At 40.2% G+C, this 19,153-nt stretch carries 19 protein-coding genes, 1 pseudogene and 1 riboswitch; of the genes and pseudogenes, 9 read left to right on the top strand and 11 right to left on the bottom strand.

The window, feature by feature from the left end; translation table 11 throughout:
* Window positions 1-29: 29 nt before the first annotated feature.
* The 7 genes from EDD57_RS07015 to EDD57_RS06985 all read right to left on the bottom strand — a co-directional run bounded on the left by EDD57_RS07015 (window position 30) and on the right by EDD57_RS06985 (window position 4,526).
* Window positions 30-392 carry a hypothetical protein gene (locus EDD57_RS07015; protein ID WP_131848749.1) on the bottom strand — a complete coding sequence of 121 codons (363 nt, stop codon included), beginning with the start codon at window positions 390-392 and terminating at the stop codon, window positions 30-32.
* A 309-nt stretch (window positions 393-701) separates the two neighbouring features.
* A complete protein-coding gene (obgE, locus tag EDD57_RS07010) occupies window positions 702-2,012 on the bottom strand; it encodes a GTPase ObgE (protein ID WP_131848748.1) in 1,311 nt (436 codons plus the stop codon).
* A 25-nt stretch (window positions 2,013-2,037) separates the two neighbouring features.
* Window positions 2,038-2,763, bottom strand: a complete 726-nt coding sequence (locus tag EDD57_RS07005; RefSeq protein WP_131848747.1) for a Spo0B domain-containing protein — start codon at window positions 2,761-2,763, stop codon at window positions 2,038-2,040.
* A 192-nt stretch (window positions 2,764-2,955) separates the two neighbouring features.
* Window positions 2,956-3,264 (bottom strand): 50S ribosomal protein L27, encoded by a 309-nt coding sequence (rpmA, locus tag EDD57_RS07000; protein WP_131848746.1) that lies wholly within the window; start codon window positions 3,262-3,264, stop codon window positions 2,956-2,958.
* Between the two features lie 26 nt (window positions 3,265-3,290).
* Window positions 3,291-3,620 carry a ribosomal-processing cysteine protease Prp gene (locus EDD57_RS06995; protein WP_131848745.1) on the bottom strand — a complete coding sequence of 110 codons (330 nt, stop codon included), beginning with the start codon at window positions 3,618-3,620 and terminating at the stop codon, window positions 3,291-3,293.
* Window positions 3,620-3,931, bottom strand: coding sequence for a 50S ribosomal protein L21 (rplU, locus tag EDD57_RS06990; protein ID WP_131848744.1), 312 nt, complete (start codon window positions 3,929-3,931; stop codon window positions 3,620-3,622). The genes EDD57_RS06995 and rplU overlap by 1 nt, the downstream gene beginning before the upstream one ends.
* 169 nt (window positions 3,932-4,100) lie before the next feature.
* Complete coding sequence (locus tag EDD57_RS06985) at window positions 4,101-4,526, bottom strand: hypothetical protein (protein WP_131848743.1); 426 nt, start codon at window positions 4,524-4,526, stop codon at window positions 4,101-4,103.
* Window positions 4,527-4,660: 134 nt separating this feature from the next.
* A riboswitch (cobalamin riboswitch) is annotated at window positions 4,661-4,859 on the top strand.
* 145 nt (window positions 4,860-5,004) lie between these two features.
* On the opposite strand from EDD57_RS06985, the gene metE reads away from it, so the two are divergent.
* The 4 genes from metE to EDD57_RS06965 all read left to right on the top strand — a co-directional run bounded on the left by metE (window position 5,005) and on the right by EDD57_RS06965 (window position 10,503).
* On the top strand, window positions 5,005-7,305 hold the full coding sequence (gene metE, locus EDD57_RS06980) for a 5-methyltetrahydropteroyltriglutamate--homocysteine S-methyltransferase (protein WP_131848742.1): 2,301 nt from the start codon (window positions 5,005-5,007) through the stop codon (window positions 7,303-7,305).
* 123 nt (window positions 7,306-7,428) lie between these two features.
* The gene (locus tag EDD57_RS06975; RefSeq protein ID WP_131848741.1) at window positions 7,429-8,373 is read left to right on the top strand and encodes a TDT family transporter; all 945 of its coding nucleotides are present in this window, start codon (window positions 7,429-7,431) and stop codon (window positions 8,371-8,373) included.
* 214 nt (window positions 8,374-8,587) lie between these two features.
* Entirely contained in the window at window positions 8,588-9,118 is a 531-nt protein-coding gene (locus EDD57_RS06970; protein ID WP_165873699.1) for an FtsX-like permease family protein, read from the top strand.
* Between the two features lie 92 nt (window positions 9,119-9,210).
* Window positions 9,211-10,503, top strand: coding sequence for an ABC transporter permease family protein (locus EDD57_RS06965; protein ID WP_131848739.1), 1,293 nt, complete (start codon window positions 9,211-9,213; stop codon window positions 10,501-10,503).
* A 299-nt stretch (window positions 10,504-10,802) separates the two neighbouring features.
* On the opposite strand, the gene EDD57_RS06960 is transcribed toward EDD57_RS06965, so the two are convergent.
* Window positions 10,803-11,753 carry a DMT family transporter gene (locus EDD57_RS06960; protein ID WP_131848738.1) on the bottom strand — a complete coding sequence of 317 codons (951 nt, stop codon included), beginning with the start codon at window positions 11,751-11,753 and terminating at the stop codon, window positions 10,803-10,805.
* 394 nt (window positions 11,754-12,147) lie between these two features.
* Between EDD57_RS06960 and EDD57_RS06955 the strand changes: the two are divergent.
* From EDD57_RS06955 to purK, 3 genes and pseudogenes are all read left to right on the top strand, one after another.
* Window positions 12,148-12,342, top strand: a pseudogene (locus EDD57_RS06955) (MerR family transcriptional regulator); the annotation flags it as partial.
* 91 nt (window positions 12,343-12,433) lie between these two features.
* Window positions 12,434-13,771, top strand: coding sequence for a type I glutamate--ammonia ligase (gene glnA, locus EDD57_RS06950; RefSeq protein WP_131848736.1), 1,338 nt, complete (start codon window positions 12,434-12,436; stop codon window positions 13,769-13,771).
* Window positions 13,772-14,011: 240 nt separating this feature from the next.
* The gene (gene purK / locus EDD57_RS06945) at window positions 14,012-15,253 is read left to right on the top strand and encodes a 5-(carboxyamino)imidazole ribonucleotide synthase (RefSeq protein ID WP_131848735.1); all 1,242 of its coding nucleotides are present in this window, start codon (window positions 14,012-14,014) and stop codon (window positions 15,251-15,253) included.
* A gap of 76 nt (window positions 15,254-15,329) precedes the next feature.
* On the opposite strand, the gene EDD57_RS06940 is transcribed toward purK, so the two are convergent.
* The gene (locus tag EDD57_RS06940; protein ID WP_131848734.1) at window positions 15,330-16,298 is read right to left on the bottom strand and encodes a peptidoglycan recognition protein family protein; all 969 of its coding nucleotides are present in this window, start codon (window positions 16,296-16,298) and stop codon (window positions 15,330-15,332) included.
* 180 nt (window positions 16,299-16,478) lie between these two features.
* Between EDD57_RS06940 and EDD57_RS06935 the strand changes: the two genes are divergently transcribed.
* Window positions 16,479-17,027, top strand: a complete 549-nt coding sequence (locus EDD57_RS06935) for a DUF6022 family protein (protein ID WP_131848733.1) — start codon at window positions 16,479-16,481, stop codon at window positions 17,025-17,027.
* Window positions 17,028-17,089: 62 nt separating this feature from the next.
* Here the strand turns inward: EDD57_RS06935 and EDD57_RS06930 are convergent, their stop codons facing one another.
* Together EDD57_RS06930 and EDD57_RS06925 are read right to left on the bottom strand one after the other, a co-directional pair.
* Entirely contained in the window at window positions 17,090-17,257 is a 168-nt protein-coding gene (locus EDD57_RS06930) for a DUF4177 domain-containing protein (RefSeq protein ID WP_165873698.1), read from the bottom strand.
* The gene (locus EDD57_RS06925; protein WP_165873697.1) at window positions 17,250-18,443 is read right to left on the bottom strand and encodes an MFS transporter; all 1,194 of its coding nucleotides are present in this window, start codon (window positions 18,441-18,443) and stop codon (window positions 17,250-17,252) included. Before EDD57_RS06925 ends, EDD57_RS06930 begins: the two co-directional genes overlap by 8 nt.
* Before the next feature lie 230 nt (window positions 18,444-18,673).
* Here EDD57_RS06925 and EDD57_RS06920 point away from each other — a divergent pair, with 230 nt between their 5' ends.
* The gene (locus EDD57_RS06920) at window positions 18,674-19,153 is read left to right on the top strand and encodes a MarR family winged helix-turn-helix transcriptional regulator (RefSeq protein WP_131848730.1); all 480 of its coding nucleotides are present in this window, start codon (window positions 18,674-18,676) and stop codon (window positions 19,151-19,153) included.

Below are 19,153 nucleotides of genomic sequence, written 5' to 3'. Positions count from 1 at the left end.
AATTTACGCATTGGGTATGAGTGGATGAATCAGGCTCGTTGCATACAAGACAAACGACTCATCTCTTGGATAAATAACTTCTTCGTTAATACATCACGCTTTGAGTGACTCACTAAAATTTGTGATATTTTGAACGCAACCTCAAACGGGTGAAGAATCTCCGTCTCAAAAAAAGGATTTAGGTACCAAAATGGTTTCTCAGGGCAAGTTGGATAAACAGATACCTTCCATCCTCGTTCATGCTTTCTTTCACACCAAATAAGTGCAATTAACCAATGAGTTACTCCTTCATAGATAGCACCTTCGCCTCGAGATAACGCTCCTTTGTCCTGATCGCCAATCGAGACCGCTTTCTTATCATAAAAATCCATTAAAAGGGGTAACTCGTTCATCCGCTCTCCCTCCTATCAAATAATCTCGCTATAACCATACTATTCAGTTTTTAGTTGATTCATTCAACCATAAACTCTACCTCTAGCTTTGATCAAAGAACCAAATGAACGAAGGAAACAGCCTACTCGTTTGATATGTTTCCTATAGAAGGGAGATTCAGGCACACACTATATATCTATTTTACACTAAATCAACGCTATAATTAACAGAAAATATGATTATTTTTGAATTAGCAGTCTACAGTAGCCATAAATCTAGAAATGAAAAAACGGACTATCCCAAATTGAAATAGCCCATCTCCTCATTTATCAATCAACGTAGTCCAGGTTTTCCGTAAACTCGAACTCCATTTCACCGATTCGAATGGTGCTTCCTTCCTCTGCGCCACGTTGCCGCAACTCAGCTTCCACACCCATATCTTTCATAATTTTACTAAAACGCATCAATCCATCATGATAATTAAAGTTTGTCATTAGAATTAATTTTTCAATCTGCGTTCCCTCTACCACAAATACTTCATTCTCTTTGCGGATCGTAAATGGAACCTCTGGTGCTTCGGCTTTATAAAGTTTACGTCCCACTGGTCCAGTTGGAACTTCCTCAGGTTGATTGGCAATCTCTTCTTCGACTTTATCTAAAAGATTAGCAGCGGCAAACAATAGCTCACGCAAGCCCTTCCTTGTCACAGAAGAAATAGGGAAAATAGCTACATCCTTACCTATCTGCTCCTTGAAAAACTCCAACTGCTCCTCCGCATCTGGAAGATCCATCTTATTCGCCGCGATGATCTGTGGACGCTTCTCCAGATCCTGATTATATAGAACCAACTCTTTATTAATCTGCAGGTAATCTTCGTATGGATCTCTACCTTCTGAGCCTGCCATATCGATCACATGGATGATTACTTTCGTACGCTCCACATGACGCAAGAACTGGTGTCCGAGTCCAACCCCTTCATGAGCTCCTTCAATCAAGCCAGGGAGGTCTGCCATCACAAAGCTACGACCATCTTCTACCTGAACCACTCCTAAATTAGGAGCAATCGTGGTAAAGTGATAAGCCCCGATTTTCGGACGAGCGGCAGAAACAACAGAAAGCATCGTCGATTTCCCAACACTTGGATAGCCTACTAGACCAATATCAGCGAGTAGCTTTAATTCTAATTCTATCCAACGCTCTACTCCTGGTTCACCATTTTCCGATATAGCAGGAGCGGGGTTGACTGGCGTAGCAAAGCGCATATTTCCTTTTCCACCACGACCACCTCTTACGATGACCGCTTCTTGACCATGAGCTACTAAGTCCGCAATCAGCTCTCCCGTTTCGGCATCTCTTATCACAGTCCCAGGAGGTACTCTTACAATTTTATCATCAGCACTTGCTCCGTGCTGTGCCTTACTACGTCCTGGTTCGCCTGGTTCGGCTTTAAAGTGGCGTTGGTAACGAAAATCCATCAATGTACGAAGACCTTCATCTACTCTGAAGATGATATCGCCACCGTTGCCCCCATCGCCACCAGCTGGCCCACCATTCGGAACATATTTTTCACGACGAAAGGCAACTTGCCCTCTACCACCATCTCCGCCTTTTACATAAATCTTGACCTGATCTACAAACACGTTCTTCACCGTCCTATGTACAGTGTCACCAAATATGCTGGATAATCATTCTCTGTTTTTTTCTAGACAAGGAGATTTTTCCACCTAATTTACTAACTCGTTCTTCTAAACGATCCCAAGCATCTGTTACAGGAAGCACAATCTTCTTATGATCATAATCGTATACTTCAAATGTGACATATACGACTTGCTCCTCTTCCGATAAGGTAAGCTGAATTTGCGCCCAATCATACTTACCTTGTCCAACCTGATCAAACCAATCCGCTACACTTTTAATCATTTGTAGCAGATCCTCTTCCTCGGGTAGAGAAATGCGAATATCTTTACTTATATCCACATGCCACTTCCAGTTGGTATGTTCGACCCCGATGGTCAAAAGAAAGGTCGCTAATAAAGGAGATTGAAACACGCCTATATGCTTCTCTTTATTCACGTCTTCTGCTAATTTTTTTAGATATCTATAATGTTCTTCTTCTTTCTTCATCTGGAGAAAGAAGATCATCATCTGTATATGATTTGCCCAATCATGGCGAATTCGACTCAAAATTTTTTTAAGCTTTTCTGCTTGAGCCGTCTCTCTCTTGGTTTCGAGCTTATACCGAATCATAAAAGCACCCAAAAGCCAGCTTAAGAGCGCCAAGGTAAGGTACACTAAATCGACCCAGCTCTCCCAAGTTACGATCGTCCAACTTATGAATACTATACCCAATGGTAAAAAAGGCACGATGATTTCTTTGATTCTCTCTACCAAGATCGCCCGTCTCCTCTCAACTACTCTATCTCTCAAAGCTCGTACATGTAAAAAATTGTACTCTAAATTGTCAATATTCGCCACAATCCAGTACAAATAAATCGAAATATAGCAAGAATGACAGGATTTTGTCGAGAATCGAGGGCAATGAAAAACCCTGACCGTTCTAGGCCAGGGTGATATTCCGAACCATTAAGCTTGAGTAGCAACTACTTCTTGCTCAACTGTTGGATAAATGCTTACACGTTTGCGGTCACGACCCAAACGCTCGAACTTTACAACACCGCTTGCTGTTGCAAACAAGGTATCATCTCCACCACGTCCAACGTTATGACCTGGATAGATCTTTGTACCACGTTGGCGAACCAAGATGTTCCCAGCAAGTACGAACTGACCATCAGCACGTTTCACACCTAGGCGCTTGGATCTACTATCACGACCGTTCTTTGTAGAACCTACTCCTTTTTTCGATGCGAAGGCTTGAAGATTTAGTTTAAGCATGTATTCCACCTCTTTTCGCTTATGAGTTATTTGTTAATCCATCTTACGTATTGTGGATACGAATCAGCAATATCTTTGAGCGAAATCACCATAGCTTCGACAAGCAAGTCAATCTTCCATTCCACTTCAGGAGCAAGTCCCTCTGGAACCTGAAGATCTACTCTTCCACGACCATCATGCGGTTGATGTACCCTCACACCTGTTAAGATCTCGATGGCATTTACCTGTCCATACACAATGCCTGAAACGGCTGCACAAACAATATCAGATCCGTGCTCTGCAAAGTTAGCGTGACCGGTTACAAGTACTCGCTTAGCCCCGCCATGGTTATCTCGTTCAATCCGTATTCGAATCATTAAGCTTCAATGTTTTCGATTACGACTTTAGTAAATGGCTGACGATGGCCTTGTTTTTTCTTGTAGTTTTTCTTCGGCTTGTATTTGAACACCGTGATTTTTTTACCACGACCGTGTTTTACAACTTTACCGGTTACTTTTACATTTGCAACGAGTGGAGCACCGACAACAGTCTCACCGTTTTTGTTAACGAGAAGAACTTTGTCAAAAGTTACTACTTCACCTTCAGCTGCTTCCAACTTCTCGATGAATAGAACTCCGTCTTTCTCCACACGATATTGTTTACCACCAGTTTCGATCAAAGCGTACATAGTTTACCCTCCTCTTTATCAGGACTCGCCAAGGTACGGAAAGGGATGATTCCCTATTTACAATCCGATCCTGCGCGGTATCGTTAGCGTTACACAAATCGAACGCTTAACATACAAGCGATATCTTACCATAGCTGGTCCTAGGTGTCAAACGGTCTTACATTGTAGATCACTGCATAGAAACACCGTAGGAAATGATGAACAAGGCAAGACTAAGAGCAAACAAAATGATCGTTCCTTTCTTAATCCAAGAGCTAAATCTATCTAATGAAGCCAGATGGTTTACGAATGCATAAGCAAGCGAACAAATAAGCCCCGTAATAGCAAAGCCCCATTCCCCTAATATGCATGCCGATAAAACACCTCCAATAGCATGTAAGACATAAGACGCAATCCCCGAGCATTTCCCTATTTTACTGGCTATCCAATCTGCCAGTAATGATACGGGTAATGCATAGATAAAGTAGAATGGGTATACATACAGGGATAAAAAGAAGAACGCATCAAGAGAATAAAAATAGCTTCCTGGACTCGTTATAATCAATACCGTAACAAGCGATAAGAACAACGAAACAAATAATTTTCTAACGAACATAATTTTCCTCCCCCATGTTTCCATCTCTCAAGAGTTCGTTTCTGTTTCATTTAATAAAAAACTGATAATTCTTGAATCAACATAATATCGCATCTGCTCGCATAATCCATAATATCTCTAATACAATTTTACCAATTGAATAAGTGAAAACAGGTTCCTTGAATCATGTACGTTCAAGGATGAAAAGGGAAGCTCGGTGTAAATCCGACACGGTCCCGCCACTGTAAAAGGGGAGTCAGGCACAAAATACCACCACTGATCCGGAAGGGTTGGGAAGGTGTGCTCTGATGAAGATCCTTAAGTCAGGAGACCTGCCTGTTTTGACAACACTGCAAGACCTACGGGAGATAGGGAGGTGTTAGAATGACTATTAGGTGGAGACTCTATGCACTCTGCCCTCACTAGGCATCTCTAACGTTTAACCGTTAGAGATGTTTTTGCGTGCACGTAAAAATATTGCTATTTGGGGGAGATCGAGATGAGTAGAGTGAAAAGTAGTAACTTAGGATACCCACGTATCGGCCAAAATCGGGAGTGGAAAAAGGCTTTAGAAGCATTTTGGGCTGGAAAGGTAGAAGAAGCCGATTTCAAAAAACAGATGGAACAAATTCGTCTTCATCACATTCAAAAGCAAATCGACAAAGGGATTGACTACATCCCTGTTGGCGATTTTACATTGTATGATCACATGCTAGATACCGCTGTTATGTTTGGGATTGTACCAGAGCGGTTTTCTTATACAGGCGGCGCGGTTTCGCTTCAAACTTACTTCTCTATGGCTCGTGGTTGTCAAGCGGCCGTAGCGTGCGAAATGACGAAATGGTTTAACACAAACTATCACTACATTGTTCCAGAGCTAGGGGATGTCACACCTACTTTAACCGAAAACAAGCCCCTTATTGCGTACCGAGAAGCAAAGGAAAAGCTGGGCGTGAAAGGAAAGCCTGTTGTAGTAGGTCCTTACACGTTTATCAAGCTTTCAAAAGGATATACAGAGACACAATTGCCAGCCATCATTCTACAACTTGTCCCGCTATACGCACAAATCTTGCAAGAGTTAGCAGCAGAAGGTGTAGAGTGGGTCCAGTTTGATGAGCCAATTCTAGTTACATCTGTAACGACAGAAGAGATGGAAACAGTCAAATATATCTATACTCAACTTCACGAGGCGGCTCCCGAGCTAAACATCATGTTACAAACCTATTTTGATTCGGTCGAATGCTACTCCGAATTAAAAGATCTCCCTGTACAAGGAATTGGATTAGACTTTGTACACGGCTTAGAAAAAAACATTCAATCCCTTGTAGAGTCCGGATTTCCTGATGACAAGGTACTCGGCGTCGGTCTCGTCGACGGACGAAATATTTGGCGCTCCGATCTAGATAGCAAAATACAACTGCTACACAAGATTACCGATGCTGTGCCGAAAGATCGACTATGGCTTCAGCCTTCTAGTAGCTTACTTCACGTCCCTGTTGCTCTTACTCAAGAGAAAAATCTAGATCCGCTTGTGAAAGACGCATTAGCGTTTGCTGATGAAAAGCTAGACGAGGTTTTATGCTTATTAAAAGGATTGCAAGATGGAGAAAATGCGGTTGCCGATTCCTTACGAAACAGCCAAGCAGCACTAGATCGTTTAGCAAAGTCTCCAGTCCGAAACTGTGTCTCTGTCCATGAAGCGGTAGCAAGTGTACAGTCAAAAGATATCTCCCGTCACTCCGCTTTTGAACAAAGACAAACGAAACAACAGAAATCCTTGGGACTTCCGTTACTTCCTACTACAACCATTGGTAGCTTTCCACAAACCTCAGACGTTCGACAAGCAAGACAAAAGTGGAGAAAAAGCGAGTTATCGACCGAGCAGTATGATGAGTTTATTCGCGATCAAGTCAAAACGTGGATCGATATTCAAGAAGAAATCGGCTTAGACGTCTTGGTCCATGGAGAGTTTGAGCGGACTGACATGGTCGAGTTTTTTGGTGAAAAACTTGGTGGATTCGCCTTTACACAAAATGGTTGGGTCCAATCATACGGATCACGTTGTGTACGACCACCTGTTATTTATGGGGATGTCGAATTTCTAGAGCCGATGACCGTAAAGGAAAGTATGTATGCTCAATCCCTTACCGAGAAACCTGTAAAGGGAATGATCACCGGCCCCGTGACCATCTTAAATTGGTCATTTGTACGCGACGATCTCTCCCGAAATCAAGTGTCCGATCAAATTGCGCTCGCCTTACGAAAAGAAGTAGAGGCACTAGAGTCCGCTGGGATTCGTGTGATCCAAGTTGACGAACCCGCCCTACGCGAAGGCTTTCCGCTCAAAAAAACCGAATGGTCCGTCTATTTAGATTGGGCTGTGAAATCATTCCGTCTCGCAACCTCTTCCGTTCAAGACACTACACAAATCCACACTCATATGTGTTACAGCGAGTTCCACGACTTCATTGATTCCATTAGCGACCTAGATGCAGACGTTATCTCAATTGAAGCTTCTCGCAGTCATGGAGAATTAATGCACTCGTTCCGGAACCATGCTTATAACAAAGAAATCGGCCTTGGTGTATACGACATTCACAGCCCACGGATTCCTTCTGTTGATGAAATCGTCAGCACGATCGAACTAGCTTTACAAGTACTTGAGCCAACCCAATTCTGGATTAATCCTGATTGCGGTTTGAAGACAAGGAATAAGGAAGAAGTCGTGGCTTCATTGAAAAACATGGTCGCTGCGACACACATCACTCGTGATCGGCTTGAGTCGGCGGAACAGAATTAATCTATAACGCTTAAAATCCCAGTGCTTTATCACTGGGATTTTTTTCATAGACAGTCGGATAAGGATGAGTTACTATAAGGGCGCTATCGTAATGATAAAGGAATCTTAGAGGAGACATATTCAATGATGAAAAAACTACACTACATCCCGATTCCGATAAGTGGTCTGATCTTAGCGTTATTTTCAGTAGCAAAACTACAACTTAGCTTTCATACCAACTGGCTTGCCTATATTATGATGGCACTTGGATCCATCTTTTTAGTAGGCATGCTTTGCAAAATTTTCTTCACACCCAAGCAAGTACTCGATGACTTAAAAAATCCTATGATCGCGGCTGTATCGCCCACATTTACGATGGCTCTAATGGTACTCTGTAGCTTTTTTATGGAACAAAGCGTACTTTGGAAAATGATTTGGGGAATAGCCGTTATCGTTCACTTTGTATTAATGATTACCTTTATCTATCGCTTTGTTATGCAAAGCAAGGTGACCATGCGTCATATCTATCCAAGTTGGTTTATTCTATATATCGGGATGGCTATTATTCCGCTAACTGCTGGTAATCTGGTATCATCGATCACAACTGTCATATTTTGGGCATCGATGGTGTTCTATCTTATTTTACTACCGCTCGTACTCATTCGTATTTTTGTGATGCGTGATTTAGAATTGCCGGCACTCCCTCTTATTACGATTTTATGTGCACCCGGATCGCTGTTATTGGCGGCGTATTTAGCGCATTTTAGCACGAAATCACTGGGCTTAGTTTGGACACTCCTTATTCTTTCACAAGCTTTATATGTTAGTGTCCTATGGCAATTGCCGAAGTTATTACGTTTGTCATTTTATCCAAGTTATGCCGCGTTTACATTTCCACTCGTTATTTGCGCAACCGCCCTTACCCATACATTAAAATATGTAGGTTATCATGGCATATTAGGACATGCGTTCAGCATCATGGAAACCACCATAGCCAGTGGCATGGTTATGTATGTAGCCATTCGTTATAGTATGTTTTTAATCACACAAATGCGGACTAAACCAGTCGTACAATCAAAGGCCGCGTAATTGATCGAAAAAGAAAAACGCTCAAATCCAGTAATATAATAGGATTTGAGCGTTTTTCTTTTGGCTAGAAGGACGAATTCCTACGTTCGAAAACAACATTACAAATGTGTAATCAATCTGTTATAGAGTTCGATAGAATCAACTCGTCCATGGTGTAAAAATAGAAGAAATTGAAACAATAAGACCGACATAGATGTCAAAGGAGGAGCCAGATATGACTTTTAAGCAGTTTGCCTTACGCAATGTACAACGAAATCTCTCCTCCTATTTGGCTTTTTTTATGGCAAGTACCATTTCTGTTATGGTCTTTTTTATCTTTTCAGTTGCTTTTTTTCATCCCAGTATGAACAAATATTTAACTGACTTATTAGCAAGCATCCTCCCTTTCCAATATGGATGTTCATTTGTATTTGTATTGTACTCATTTGGAACGTTTCTCCATAGACGATTGCGAGAGTTTGGTTTACTCCGCCTACTAGGCATCACGGATTCGCAGTTTATCAAATTGATGTTTTTTGAAAATGTCCTGATTGGCTTCATTTCAATCGCCTCTGGGATTCTACTGGGGCTTCTTTTTGCAAAGTACTTCTTTTTCGTCATCTCCATGATATTTCAATTCCCTTTAGAATTCAGTTTATCTGCTATTCCGATCGGGTTCACCTTTATGTCGTTCATCAATTTATTTGTTTTGTATCCATCCTGTCTCCATTTTTTGTTCGCTCCCAAACCATTTACTCCCTATTAACCAAAAATCGAAAACAAAATCGTCAATCCAAAGCATCTCTCCTATCAGCAATATGTGGCATCACCATTATTCTGCTTATGTATGGATTATTAGTGTATGCGATCCAAAACCAAAATGAATTGAAAGAAGTACCGTTTACAGAGTGGCTCATGTACTCAGGATACGATCTCAAAATAGCCCTTATTATTCTTACAGCTGTTACCTATCTCCTCTTCTCTCAAATAAGTACGATAGGGATTACTTTATTAAAACGAAATTCGCGTCTTTATTTTTATAAGACAAACTTGCTCTGGATCTCCAACCTAGCTCATCAAGCAAAGCATAATGTCCGAAACTTATTTATGTCCACGGTGCTAATCACGATTTCCTTAGCCTTTACAGCAAATCTGTATACAAGCTATCTATATACAGCTGAGCAAATACTGAAGGAGTTTTTGGTCCCAATCTCTTATTTATCGTATCCTCAAGATAAACATTTAAAAGAAAATATACATTATATTGATACGTATCTTGAGAAAAATGGATATGAGTATAGGAAAGTCCAGGTTCCTCTACTTGCTTTAAATAAAATAGAAGACCCATATAATGAAGAACTCACCACAGCCCTCCTATCCAACTCCACCTTTAATCAATTAGCTCGCTTTCACGGTAGGGAACCCATTTCTCTGGAAGGAAACGATTCCCTAGAGCTGATATCGGGAGGTTGGGGAGTAAACCCTCCTTCTACATTTCAAAAAAACGAAATGGAAGTGGGAGAAAGAAAATTAAACATAATTGGAACAGATAATACACCCTATTTCCCCTTTGTAGCACAAACTTATTATGTAATCAGTGATGATTTGTATCGTAAAGTAAAACCAAACTACCCAACATATACCCTTGTCGAATACCAGATTCCGAACTGGACTCGTCTGGGAGATTTTAGTGCGCAAATCAATAAGCGTTTTAATGGAGAATCTCAACGAGTCATGACTACAGCTGATCATTTTCAAGGAGAGCTCGTACGAAATAAAACCTTCTTCTTCATTGGTTCCTTCATTAGTATGGTCTTCTTCATCGCGGCTATTAGTTTCCTCTACTTCCGTTTGTTTGCAAACATTCAAGAAGAAAGGGAAAAGTATCGAAACTTAACCAAGATCGGTCTTAAAAGAAAAGAGATCAAGCGAATTATCACCCGACAATTAGCCATTTTCTTCTTCTCTCCCTTTGCAATCGCTTCTGTTCACGCTTATATGATTCTCGTTTTCCTGAACAAAAAAAACGTTGAATGGGCTCCATTTGACAAAATCCTTCAAGTCATTACCATCTTCGGCGTGATCCAAGTTCTCTATTTTATATGGATTCGCTCTAAGTATATTCGTACGATCTTTCACTACTTGGATTAAGGGAATTTAATGAGCTTACTATTATGTAATCCAACTTACAGATTAGTAATGTTGATGTAAGCGACCTCTATAGTTGAAGCTAGTCCACTTGAGTAGTATAGGAGGAGTGCATGAGAGGATCGAAACCGTAAAGGATTCGTTAGAAGAATCATTCTTCAACTATACAACAGACAATGAAGGGAAGAAGAAAAATGCGTGATATCGAATGCCTAAGAGAATTCACGCTTTTGTTCATAAAAATAGGTGGATGAGAAGATTGCTTACCTTCTCATCCACCATCTTACATTGATCAAATAGATCTACACTGAAATCATCTTATCCTTCTTCATTGTATCTTTTTTAACATTTCGCGGAAGATAACTTAACACAATCACAGTACCTACAACACATGCTGCACCCAGAAATTCAAATCCTCCTATCTGATGATGCAACCAAAGCACCGCTACAATCATAGAGCATAATGGATCTGACATCCCTAACATTCCAGTATGTGTAGGAGAAAGATATCGCAAACTTTCTAAGTATAAAACAAAAGCACACAACGTCCCAAATACAATGACAAACAATAAAAAGATAATAGACTTCCAAGTAAATTGTTGACCTCCTACATTCCATGGTTGCTGGAAAGGAGTCATACATATACCTGCTATCAACATTCCCCAACCTACAGTAAGAATCGAACCCCACTTTTCTATCAAACGTTGTGGATAAATCACATTGAAAGCGGCCGCAACAGCAGAAATAAGCCCCCAGATCAATGTAGATTTACTCGTTTGAATACCTGATAAACTTCCATTTGTAACTAATAAAAACATCCCTACCATCGCTAAACTTAGTGCCAGCCATTCGTTCATAAACGGAAATCGTTTCATCCGATAAGCAACATACAGCACGATGAATATCGGTCCTAAATACTGAAGTAGAGTAGCTGTAGCTGCATTCCCTTCACTGATAGCAACATAAAATGCATATTGCACGCCAATCATGCCACATACAGAAAAGACGACAACCCGTATGATGTTTCTTCGATCTCGGAATATAGAAAATATAGATTGTTCTTTATGAGTCAATTTGTATAAGAGAAGCAGCAGCCCCCCTGAAAAAAACAAGCGAACATTTACAACCCAACCAGGTTCGAAGTGATAAGTCTCAAATAGCATCTGCACAACCGCTCCAGACACTCCCCATAATACTCCTCCAGATAAAACCATTAATATACCAATCCATGTTTGCGAATTCGTTTTTTTCATGATCCCATCGCCTTCTATTTATGAATAAAATCATACTAACATAGTATATATATAAATAAAACAATATAATTCTATTCCTTGGTATATATAAAAAAGAAGTTCTTTTCCGTAATTAGGAAGGTTATATTTGTTATGCATATTTATAAAATCTGTATATTTTTAATCTCAATGTATTTAAATTCTATGTAAAAGAAGAGTATTTAAATAAAAAGTATACTCACTCATCTCCTAGAATGAAGTTGACCGATTTATTGATATTTATTGTAGGGATGGTTGTACATAAAAAGTTTTTGTGTAAACTTTTCTAACATGCATTGACATGTATAATTACACGTCATAGAATGAGTGTCATCGGATCACCTAACTCCTTCTACAGAAGGGAGGTGCCGTTATCATGAATGATGAGATGCGGCGAAATATGCCTTTGTTTCCAATTGGAACTGTAACCAAGTTGACTGCTCTAACGCCACGTCAAGTTCGTTACTTAGAGCAACAGGGTTTAATCCAACCTGAGTGTACAAATGGGGACCAATGCCTATTTTCCTTTAACGATGTAAAACGCTTATTTGAAATTAAATCGTTGATTGAAAATAGAAAAAGTAATTAGTTTATGCAGACACCAAGGAAATCGCGGTTTTTCCGCAACTAACTTAACTACTTTAAAGGGAGAATGATTGGATATGACACAATTTACGAAAGAAGATATTTTAAAACAAGCCGAGGAACTAAATGTTCAATATATCCGTCTTCAATTTACCGATTTACTTGGAACGATTAAAAATGTGGAGATTCCGCGTAGTCAGTTGGAAAAAGCACTTGATAATAAAATGATGTTTGATGGATCTTCGATTGAAGGGTTTGTTCGCATTGAAGAATCCGACATGTACCTATATCCGGATCTTGATACATGGGTCATTTATCCATGGGTAACAGCAGGAAATTCAAAGGTAGGTGCCCTTACTTGTGATATCTACACTCCAGAGGGTACTCCATTTGCAGGAGATCCACGTGGGATTCTAAAAAAAGTAATGGCAGAAGCGAAAGAGCTTGGTTTCACTTCCTTTAACGTAGGGCCAGAGCCAGAGTTTTTCCTCTTTAAAACGGATGACAAAGGGAACCCAACTCTTGATCTAAATGACCAAGGTGGTTACTTTGACCTAGCGCCACTTGATCTCGGCGAAAACTGCCGTCGTGATATCGTGCTTACTCTTGAGCAAATGGGCTTTGAAATCGAAGCTTCCCACCACGAGGTAGCACCTGGACAGCATGAAATCGACTTCAAATATGCGGATGCTATCAAAGCAGCAGACCAAATCCAAACATTTAAATTGGTAGTAAAAAATGTAGCACGTAATTATGGCTTGCATGCAACCTTTATGCCGAAACCACTATTTGGTGTCAATGGTTCGGGTATGCATTGTCATCAATCTCTCTTCCGTGGAAACGAAAATGCTTTCTATGATGAGAGTAATGAGCTAGGTCTATCTGAAACAGCACTTCACTATCTAGCTGGAATCTTAAAGCATGCGCGTGCTTTTACAGCGGTAACTAATCCATTAGTCAACTCCTATAAGCGTTTGGTACCTGGTTATGAAGCGCCTTGCTATGTAGCTTGGTCTCCAAAAAACCGTAGCCCGTTAGTTCGTGTACCTGCTTCTCGTGGTCTCGGTACTCGGATCGAGGTTCGTTCTCCAGACCCATCAGCAAACCCTTACCTAGCACTCGCTGCGATGCTAGCAGCTGGTTTGGATGGCATTAAAAACAAGTTAGCAGCACCTCCACAAACAGACCGCAACATCTACGTTATGGATGAGCAAGAGCGTAGAGATGCAGGGATTGAAAGCCTACCAGCAAACTTAGACGAAGCAATTCAAGCGATTCAAAACAATACGGTTATCGCAAATGCACTCGGTGGGCACGTACTAAACCACTTTGTGGAAGCAAAGAAAATCGAATGGGACTTATTCCGCACTACTGTTCACGAATGGGAACGCGAGCAGTACATGTCTCTCTATTAGGACCCACGGTACCTAAGAAGAAAAACACACGTTAGGAGAGAAACCCTTCTGAGAACACAATCAGAAGGGTTTCTTGCTAAATTTTTAAGTCATGGTAGCCATATACTTTTATAACAACCAAAAACTAAATTGTATGAAATACAGTTATACGAAATATTATTGACACAAAACGATTGCTTATGGTATATTTATTTTACAAAATTTAATTTAGCAAAATATAAACAGCAAGGATGATATACGATGCATCAAGAAAGCCAAGAACTGAGTGGGCAATCAAGTAATCCTTCTCTAGTAGTCTTTCCTGGACAGACGATCGGCGTGTTAGGCGGAGGCCATCTAAGCCGCATGATTGTCCTAGAGGGACGTAGATTAGGATATCGCTTCATCGTATTAGACCCAGCTAACGATTCTCCAGCAGGACAAGTAGCGGATGAACAGATCGTTGGAGCGTATGATTCCCCGTTGGCAATAGAAAAGCTTATGGAAAAGTCTGATCTAGTCGTATATGAGTTTGAAAATATAGATCCTGATATGGTTCAAATGATTGAGACCAAAAAGCCCTTACCACAAGGAAGTACTCTTCTCCACTGGACGAGACATCGAGGGCAGGAGCGGAAAGTATTACAAGATGCACAAATCCCGATTGCTCCCTATCAGGTTGTAACATCGGAAACAGAGATGCTTGAGGCAATTGAGGAACTACAACTTCCTTGTGTATTGAAAGTGCTTACATGTAGACATGATGGAAAGAACCGATGGGTGGTTCGTACCTCGGACGATCCGCTTCCTCCGCAAGAAATGATCGAAAAGGGAATATTGGTTGAGAAATTTGTTCCTTATGTAAAAGAAATTTCAGTGATTGCAGCTCGAAGTATTTCAGGGGAGATAGAGGTTTATCCACCTGCTATGAATATCCATCGGAACCAAATTCTACACATGACGATTTCTCCAGCCCCTATTAAAGAGGGAATTCGCATGAGAGCGGAGCAAATTGCGCATCAATTGGCTAGCCAACTTCCATTTGTTGGAGTGCTTGCTATTAAGATGTTTGTGCTGGCAGATGGAACCATTTGGGTAAACAAATTAGCACCTAGGCCACACAATTCAGGTCATATCACCATGGATACCACGAACCCTTGCCAGTTTGAGCAGTTCGTACGTGCGGTAACAGGACTTCCACTTCGTAAGTTAGTTCAAAAAAACACTGGAATTATGGTAAATCTATTTGTAGAACATCAAGAGGCCTTTTTGAATGAGTTGACGAAGTTACCACCTTGTGCAAAAGTGCACTGGTATGGGAAGAACGGGGCCAAAGAAGGAAGAAAGATGGGACATATTAATTTCGTTGGGGATTCGTTACAAGATTTGTTAGAGTTAATCAACGAGATGCCTATTTGGGAGCCACTAAGCCAACAAGAGTGGGATGCTATTTGTTCTATTGCTAACAACCAGATAGAATGTAAGAGATTGTATCACTCCTAGACAGAAATAGGGTATCTTGAAGCGGCACTAGTTTTCGCTTCAAGATACCCTTTCTTTTTTATTCCGATACTTATTTCTATTTAAACAACACATTCCACGTTTGCAGTCCCACTATCCCATCTACTGCAAGTCCTTTCTTCCTTTGAAACGCCTTCACCGCTACCTCTGTCTTGACACCAAAGACACCGTCCACAATCAATCCACCTAATTTCTTCTGAATCGCCCTTACTACATCACCCTTTGAGCCTCTTCGAATCAATTTTCCTGGATATACATTACTATTATTAAACATCGACTTCCAAGTGTCAGGCCCTACCACTCCATCCACTCTTAATCCATGGGCTTTCTGCCAAGCTCTCACAGCTTTCTCTGTCGTAGGACCGAATATCTGATCCGCTTTTACTCCAACCTTCTGCTGAATACGCCCCACAACAGGCCCTCTTGCTCCCTTTCTAATGGGATAACCAGGAAAAGCGATTTCAGTGTAACCTGGTTCCGGGATTTGTGGATTACTCCCATTCCCTCCGCCCACTATCTTTTGAACTTCACCGACAAACCATTGTTTATTAATAGAGCTTCCCGGACACGTTTTACTGCTCATCTCGTTATGAAACTTGATTTTCGCACCTCTATACTTCACAAAATAGGCAGTCAAGTGAAACAAGGCAGTGCTTTGTGGAGGTTGAAAAGGATCATGACCCACATCAAAATTCCCTACTGTTTCAACCATAAATGGGTGAGTGCCATCTGAGTCTGAATCATTGTAGCCAGTGGAACTAGCTGGAGGGAGATTAATGTCTCTACCTAGAACGAATTTTCCATCTGGAAACAAGGATACGTGTTGTGCAATCGTGATAAACCCTCTCCCTAGATGCGCAGATCTCATTCCGTTTTGCAACGTAATATAGTTTGCTCCGTTAAAGCTGGAATGATCGGGTTTCCATGTGTGATGAATATGGATCTCTGGATGTTTCGACTCATCATTTTCGGCGATATACTCGATTAACTCATCCAAAGTTACAATCTTCCCATATGTCCATGTCATCGATCTATCTCTTCCTTCTCATGTTTTTTCTCGATGTCTTCTAAATAGAGTCGATTAGTAAAGATAGAGCTGCATTTACTAGATTATTCAGTTTCTCTTTTTTTGTTAGGGCAGATATTTTTGATTCGTTTAGATAAAATAGAATTGTAGTTCTAAAATGATAAAAAAGGAGTCAATGGCATGAGTCAATACGATTCACTTCATGATTATCTTCAAGACAACAGCAACGTTGATATACACATCGTTGCAGAATATATCAACACGTACATCGAACAAAATTGGCAAGTTGTATTTAACAAGAATCAAGATCAGTTAATGAATGCATACAAACAAGCTGGGGATATGGCATATGGATCCTACTTGAATCTGCTATTCCTGTCCATTAATAAGGAACTAAAGGGAGCAGGATTACAGTCAGATACTAGATTACCAGGAAACTTACACATATCTCGTGAGTGGGGAAATACAGAAGATTATACCGATCAAGAGCGGTGGATGTGGAGTATACTCACCTCCAATAATGAAAATAAAAAGATCGGAACCATTGTAACGAAGGTATATCATGATCACACCCAACTGAGGATTCCTCGTCCACCACAAGTATTCTCTATACTAGAAAGTTCACAAGAAGATATTATTGGAGCTCTTTCAACGATATCAAATAGTTTTAAGCAATCACGGGAGTTTCAGGTTGAGTACGCAGACTACCTGAAAAATAGTCAATCCTAAAAGTCTAAGCTATAGAAAAGAAAGAGATGCCACGTGGATGGCACCTCTTTCTATCTTAGTCTTTATTTTTGTCTCTCAAAGATTAACATGATTGTCAGATCACTTCCCAATGCTTGATTCCTACACACCTGAGTCAAACGCCAGCCATCTTCCGCTATATGATTGATCACTGACTCATAATCTTCTGAGCCAGCAGTCGAAGGTACCTTGATCACTTTGTATTCATACATGTGCTTGTCCACCTCTCCTACTCCAACATAAAAAAGCAATACAACCGATCCCAAACGCCACTGCATATAAGATAAAATCTGTACTTAAAAAGTCAGTACTCTTACCTATTATCAATAAGGCAATCGGCATACACGCTTGCTCAATCACTCCAAACAGGCCAAATATTCTCCCTCTGAATGGATCGGCTACATTCGTTTGAATAAAAGTGATCGAACTTATACTCACTAGTGAGGAACCCATACCATAAATAAAAGCGAAAATACAAGAGGTAATGAAATTGGTTGAAAAAGCTAAACCTCCCATTGAAACTCCCATCACAATCAATCCAATCGGTGTATACCAACTCGTATCCAGATTTTTGCCCGACTTAGAAATGAAAGAACTGACACATATGGAACCTATTAAAAGAGCCGAAAACAAAATTCCAAATCCTTCTGCTCCATAATTCACACTCTTTAATTTCACTGGCATTAGCATCTCTAGGGCCGCATAACTCACACCCATTGCAAAAAAGATAAAAGGAATCCTCCATAAAGAACTGGTAGAAAATAAATAACGAAAACCTTCTTTTAAATCTTGAATCACAGAAGCTTGAATCCTATTTTTAGCTACTTCCGGGAACCGGATCAAGCTTAATAACACTGACATAATGAGAAAAGAAATGCCGTTAATTAAAATGGCAAACAAGGTTCCCACATACGCAACTAAAAGTCCCCCAAAAACAAATCCAGCAAAAGTAGCAATCTGCCCCGAAAGTGAATTTAAAGCATTTGCTCTTGCAATATCTTCTTTAGGGACTAACTTAGGCAGAAGTGCCCCAAAAGAAGGGCGATAAATAACACCTATTAATCCAGATATAAATGCTGATACTACTATGATAAAAACCGTAAGTTGGTCCATGTATAGAAGATAACAAATAAAAATCATTAACAAGCCTCGTATCAGATCACCTACAACTAAATACGGCTTTATATTAATCCGATCAATCATAACACCGACTAGCGGACTAAACACATATGGGATCAAGCCTGCTGCCATTGTTATCGCTGTATACTTAGGTGTACCGGTTAAGTCTAAAACTAAATAGGTGAGGGCTACTGTATAAAGTATGTTCCCACACAATGATTGGGCTTGTCCTATCCATAAAAGCAAGAAATTTTGATTCCATAATTTTGTCGACGACATAGTAATCACTTCCATTAGTGTTTCAATTTTAAGTAAATATTTATTAAACCAATCATTTCTTCATCCCCTAAATTTTCATAAGGAAAACATAAGCATTTACGAATCATGGTTGCATTTGTCAGTGATCCACCAGATACATGCTTACTTGAATTTCAGGTTAAGGAGGTTGACAAGTATATAATAACAACCTATATTATAAGTTTACTTACATTATAGGAGGAAGTAGCCAAATGATTCATTTCCCTTCCAAATTTGAAGACGCTCACCAATCTATAGGCTATCTATTTATCAAGGTTTATCATTTATGGCATCGAGATATAAAGCAAGCGTTAAAAAAGTTAGATCTTACACATCCTCAATTTGTTGTCCTTACTACTTTGGGCTATCTTTCTAAATCTAATCGAGAAGTTACACAGGTCATGATCGCAAAACATTCCGATATGGATGTTATGACTGTATCAACCATTCTAAAAAACCTCGAAAAAGGAAATCTGATTAGTCGAATCGCTTCCCTTACTGATACTAGATCAAAAGTGGTTTCTCTTACTTTGCAAGGAAGGCGATTGCTGGAAGAAGCGGTTCCCATTGTAGAAAGCATAGATGGGTCTTTTTTTTCCACATTGGAAGAACAGCAAGAAGATCTTCGATTATTACTGCTACGGCTTGCATTAAAGGAGGAAAATGCCTATCTTGATACTGAATCGGAGTAG

This window comes from Baia soyae, assembly GCF_004341445.1.
Lineage (GTDB): Bacteria > Bacillota > Bacilli > Thermoactinomycetales > Thermoactinomycetaceae > Baia > Baia soyae.
The sequence above is the reverse complement of the archived record's forward strand: the minus strand, read 5'-3'. Positions and strand labels throughout refer to the sequence as shown.

Excerpts from the sequence above, each read along its gene's own strand:
- EDD57_RS06935 (WP_131848733.1), top strand. The coding sequence starts at position 16,479 with ATGAGTCAATACGATTCACTTCATGATTATCTTCAAGACAACAGCAAC.
- rpmA (WP_131848746.1), bottom strand. The coding sequence starts at position 3,264 with ATGCTTAAACTAAATCTTCAAGCCTTCGCATCGAAAAAAGGAGTAGGT.
- EDD57_RS06920 (WP_131848730.1), top strand. The coding sequence starts at position 18,674 with ATGATTCATTTCCCTTCCAAATTTGAAGACGCTCACCAATCTATAGGC.
- purK (WP_131848735.1), top strand. The coding sequence starts at position 14,012 with ATGCATCAAGAAAGCCAAGAACTGAGTGGGCAATCAAGTAATCCTTCT.
- rplU (WP_131848744.1), bottom strand. The coding sequence starts at position 3,931 with ATGTACGCTTTGATCGAAACTGGTGGTAAACAATATCGTGTGGAGAAA.
- EDD57_RS06930 (WP_165873698.1), bottom strand. The coding sequence starts at position 17,257 with ATGTATGAATACAAAGTGATCAAGGTACCTTCGACTGCTGGCTCAGAA.
- glnA (WP_131848736.1), top strand. The coding sequence starts at position 12,434 with ATGACACAATTTACGAAAGAAGATATTTTAAAACAAGCCGAGGAACTA.
- EDD57_RS06940 (WP_131848734.1), bottom strand. The coding sequence starts at position 16,298 with ATGACATGGACATATGGGAAGATTGTAACTTTGGATGAGTTAATCGAG.
- EDD57_RS06970 (WP_165873699.1), top strand. The coding sequence starts at position 8,588 with ATGACTTTTAAGCAGTTTGCCTTACGCAATGTACAACGAAATCTCTCC.
- EDD57_RS06975 (WP_131848741.1), top strand. The coding sequence starts at position 7,429 with ATGATGAAAAAACTACACTACATCCCGATTCCGATAAGTGGTCTGATC.
- metE (WP_131848742.1), top strand. The coding sequence starts at position 5,005 with ATGAGTAGAGTGAAAAGTAGTAACTTAGGATACCCACGTATCGGCCAA.
- EDD57_RS06995 (WP_131848745.1), bottom strand. The coding sequence starts at position 3,620 with ATGATTCGAATACGGATTGAACGAGATAACCATGGCGGGGCTAAGCGA.
- EDD57_RS07015 (WP_131848749.1), bottom strand. The coding sequence starts at position 392 with ATGAACGAGTTACCCCTTTTAATGGATTTTTATGATAAGAAAGCGGTC.
- EDD57_RS06960 (WP_131848738.1), bottom strand. The coding sequence starts at position 11,753 with ATGAAAAAAACGAATTCGCAAACATGGATTGGTATATTAATGGTTTTA.
- EDD57_RS06925 (WP_165873697.1), bottom strand. The coding sequence starts at position 18,443 with ATGTCGTCGACAAAATTATGGAATCAAAATTTCTTGCTTTTATGGATA.
- EDD57_RS06985 (WP_131848743.1), bottom strand. The coding sequence starts at position 4,526 with ATGTTCGTTAGAAAATTATTTGTTTCGTTGTTCTTATCGCTTGTTACG.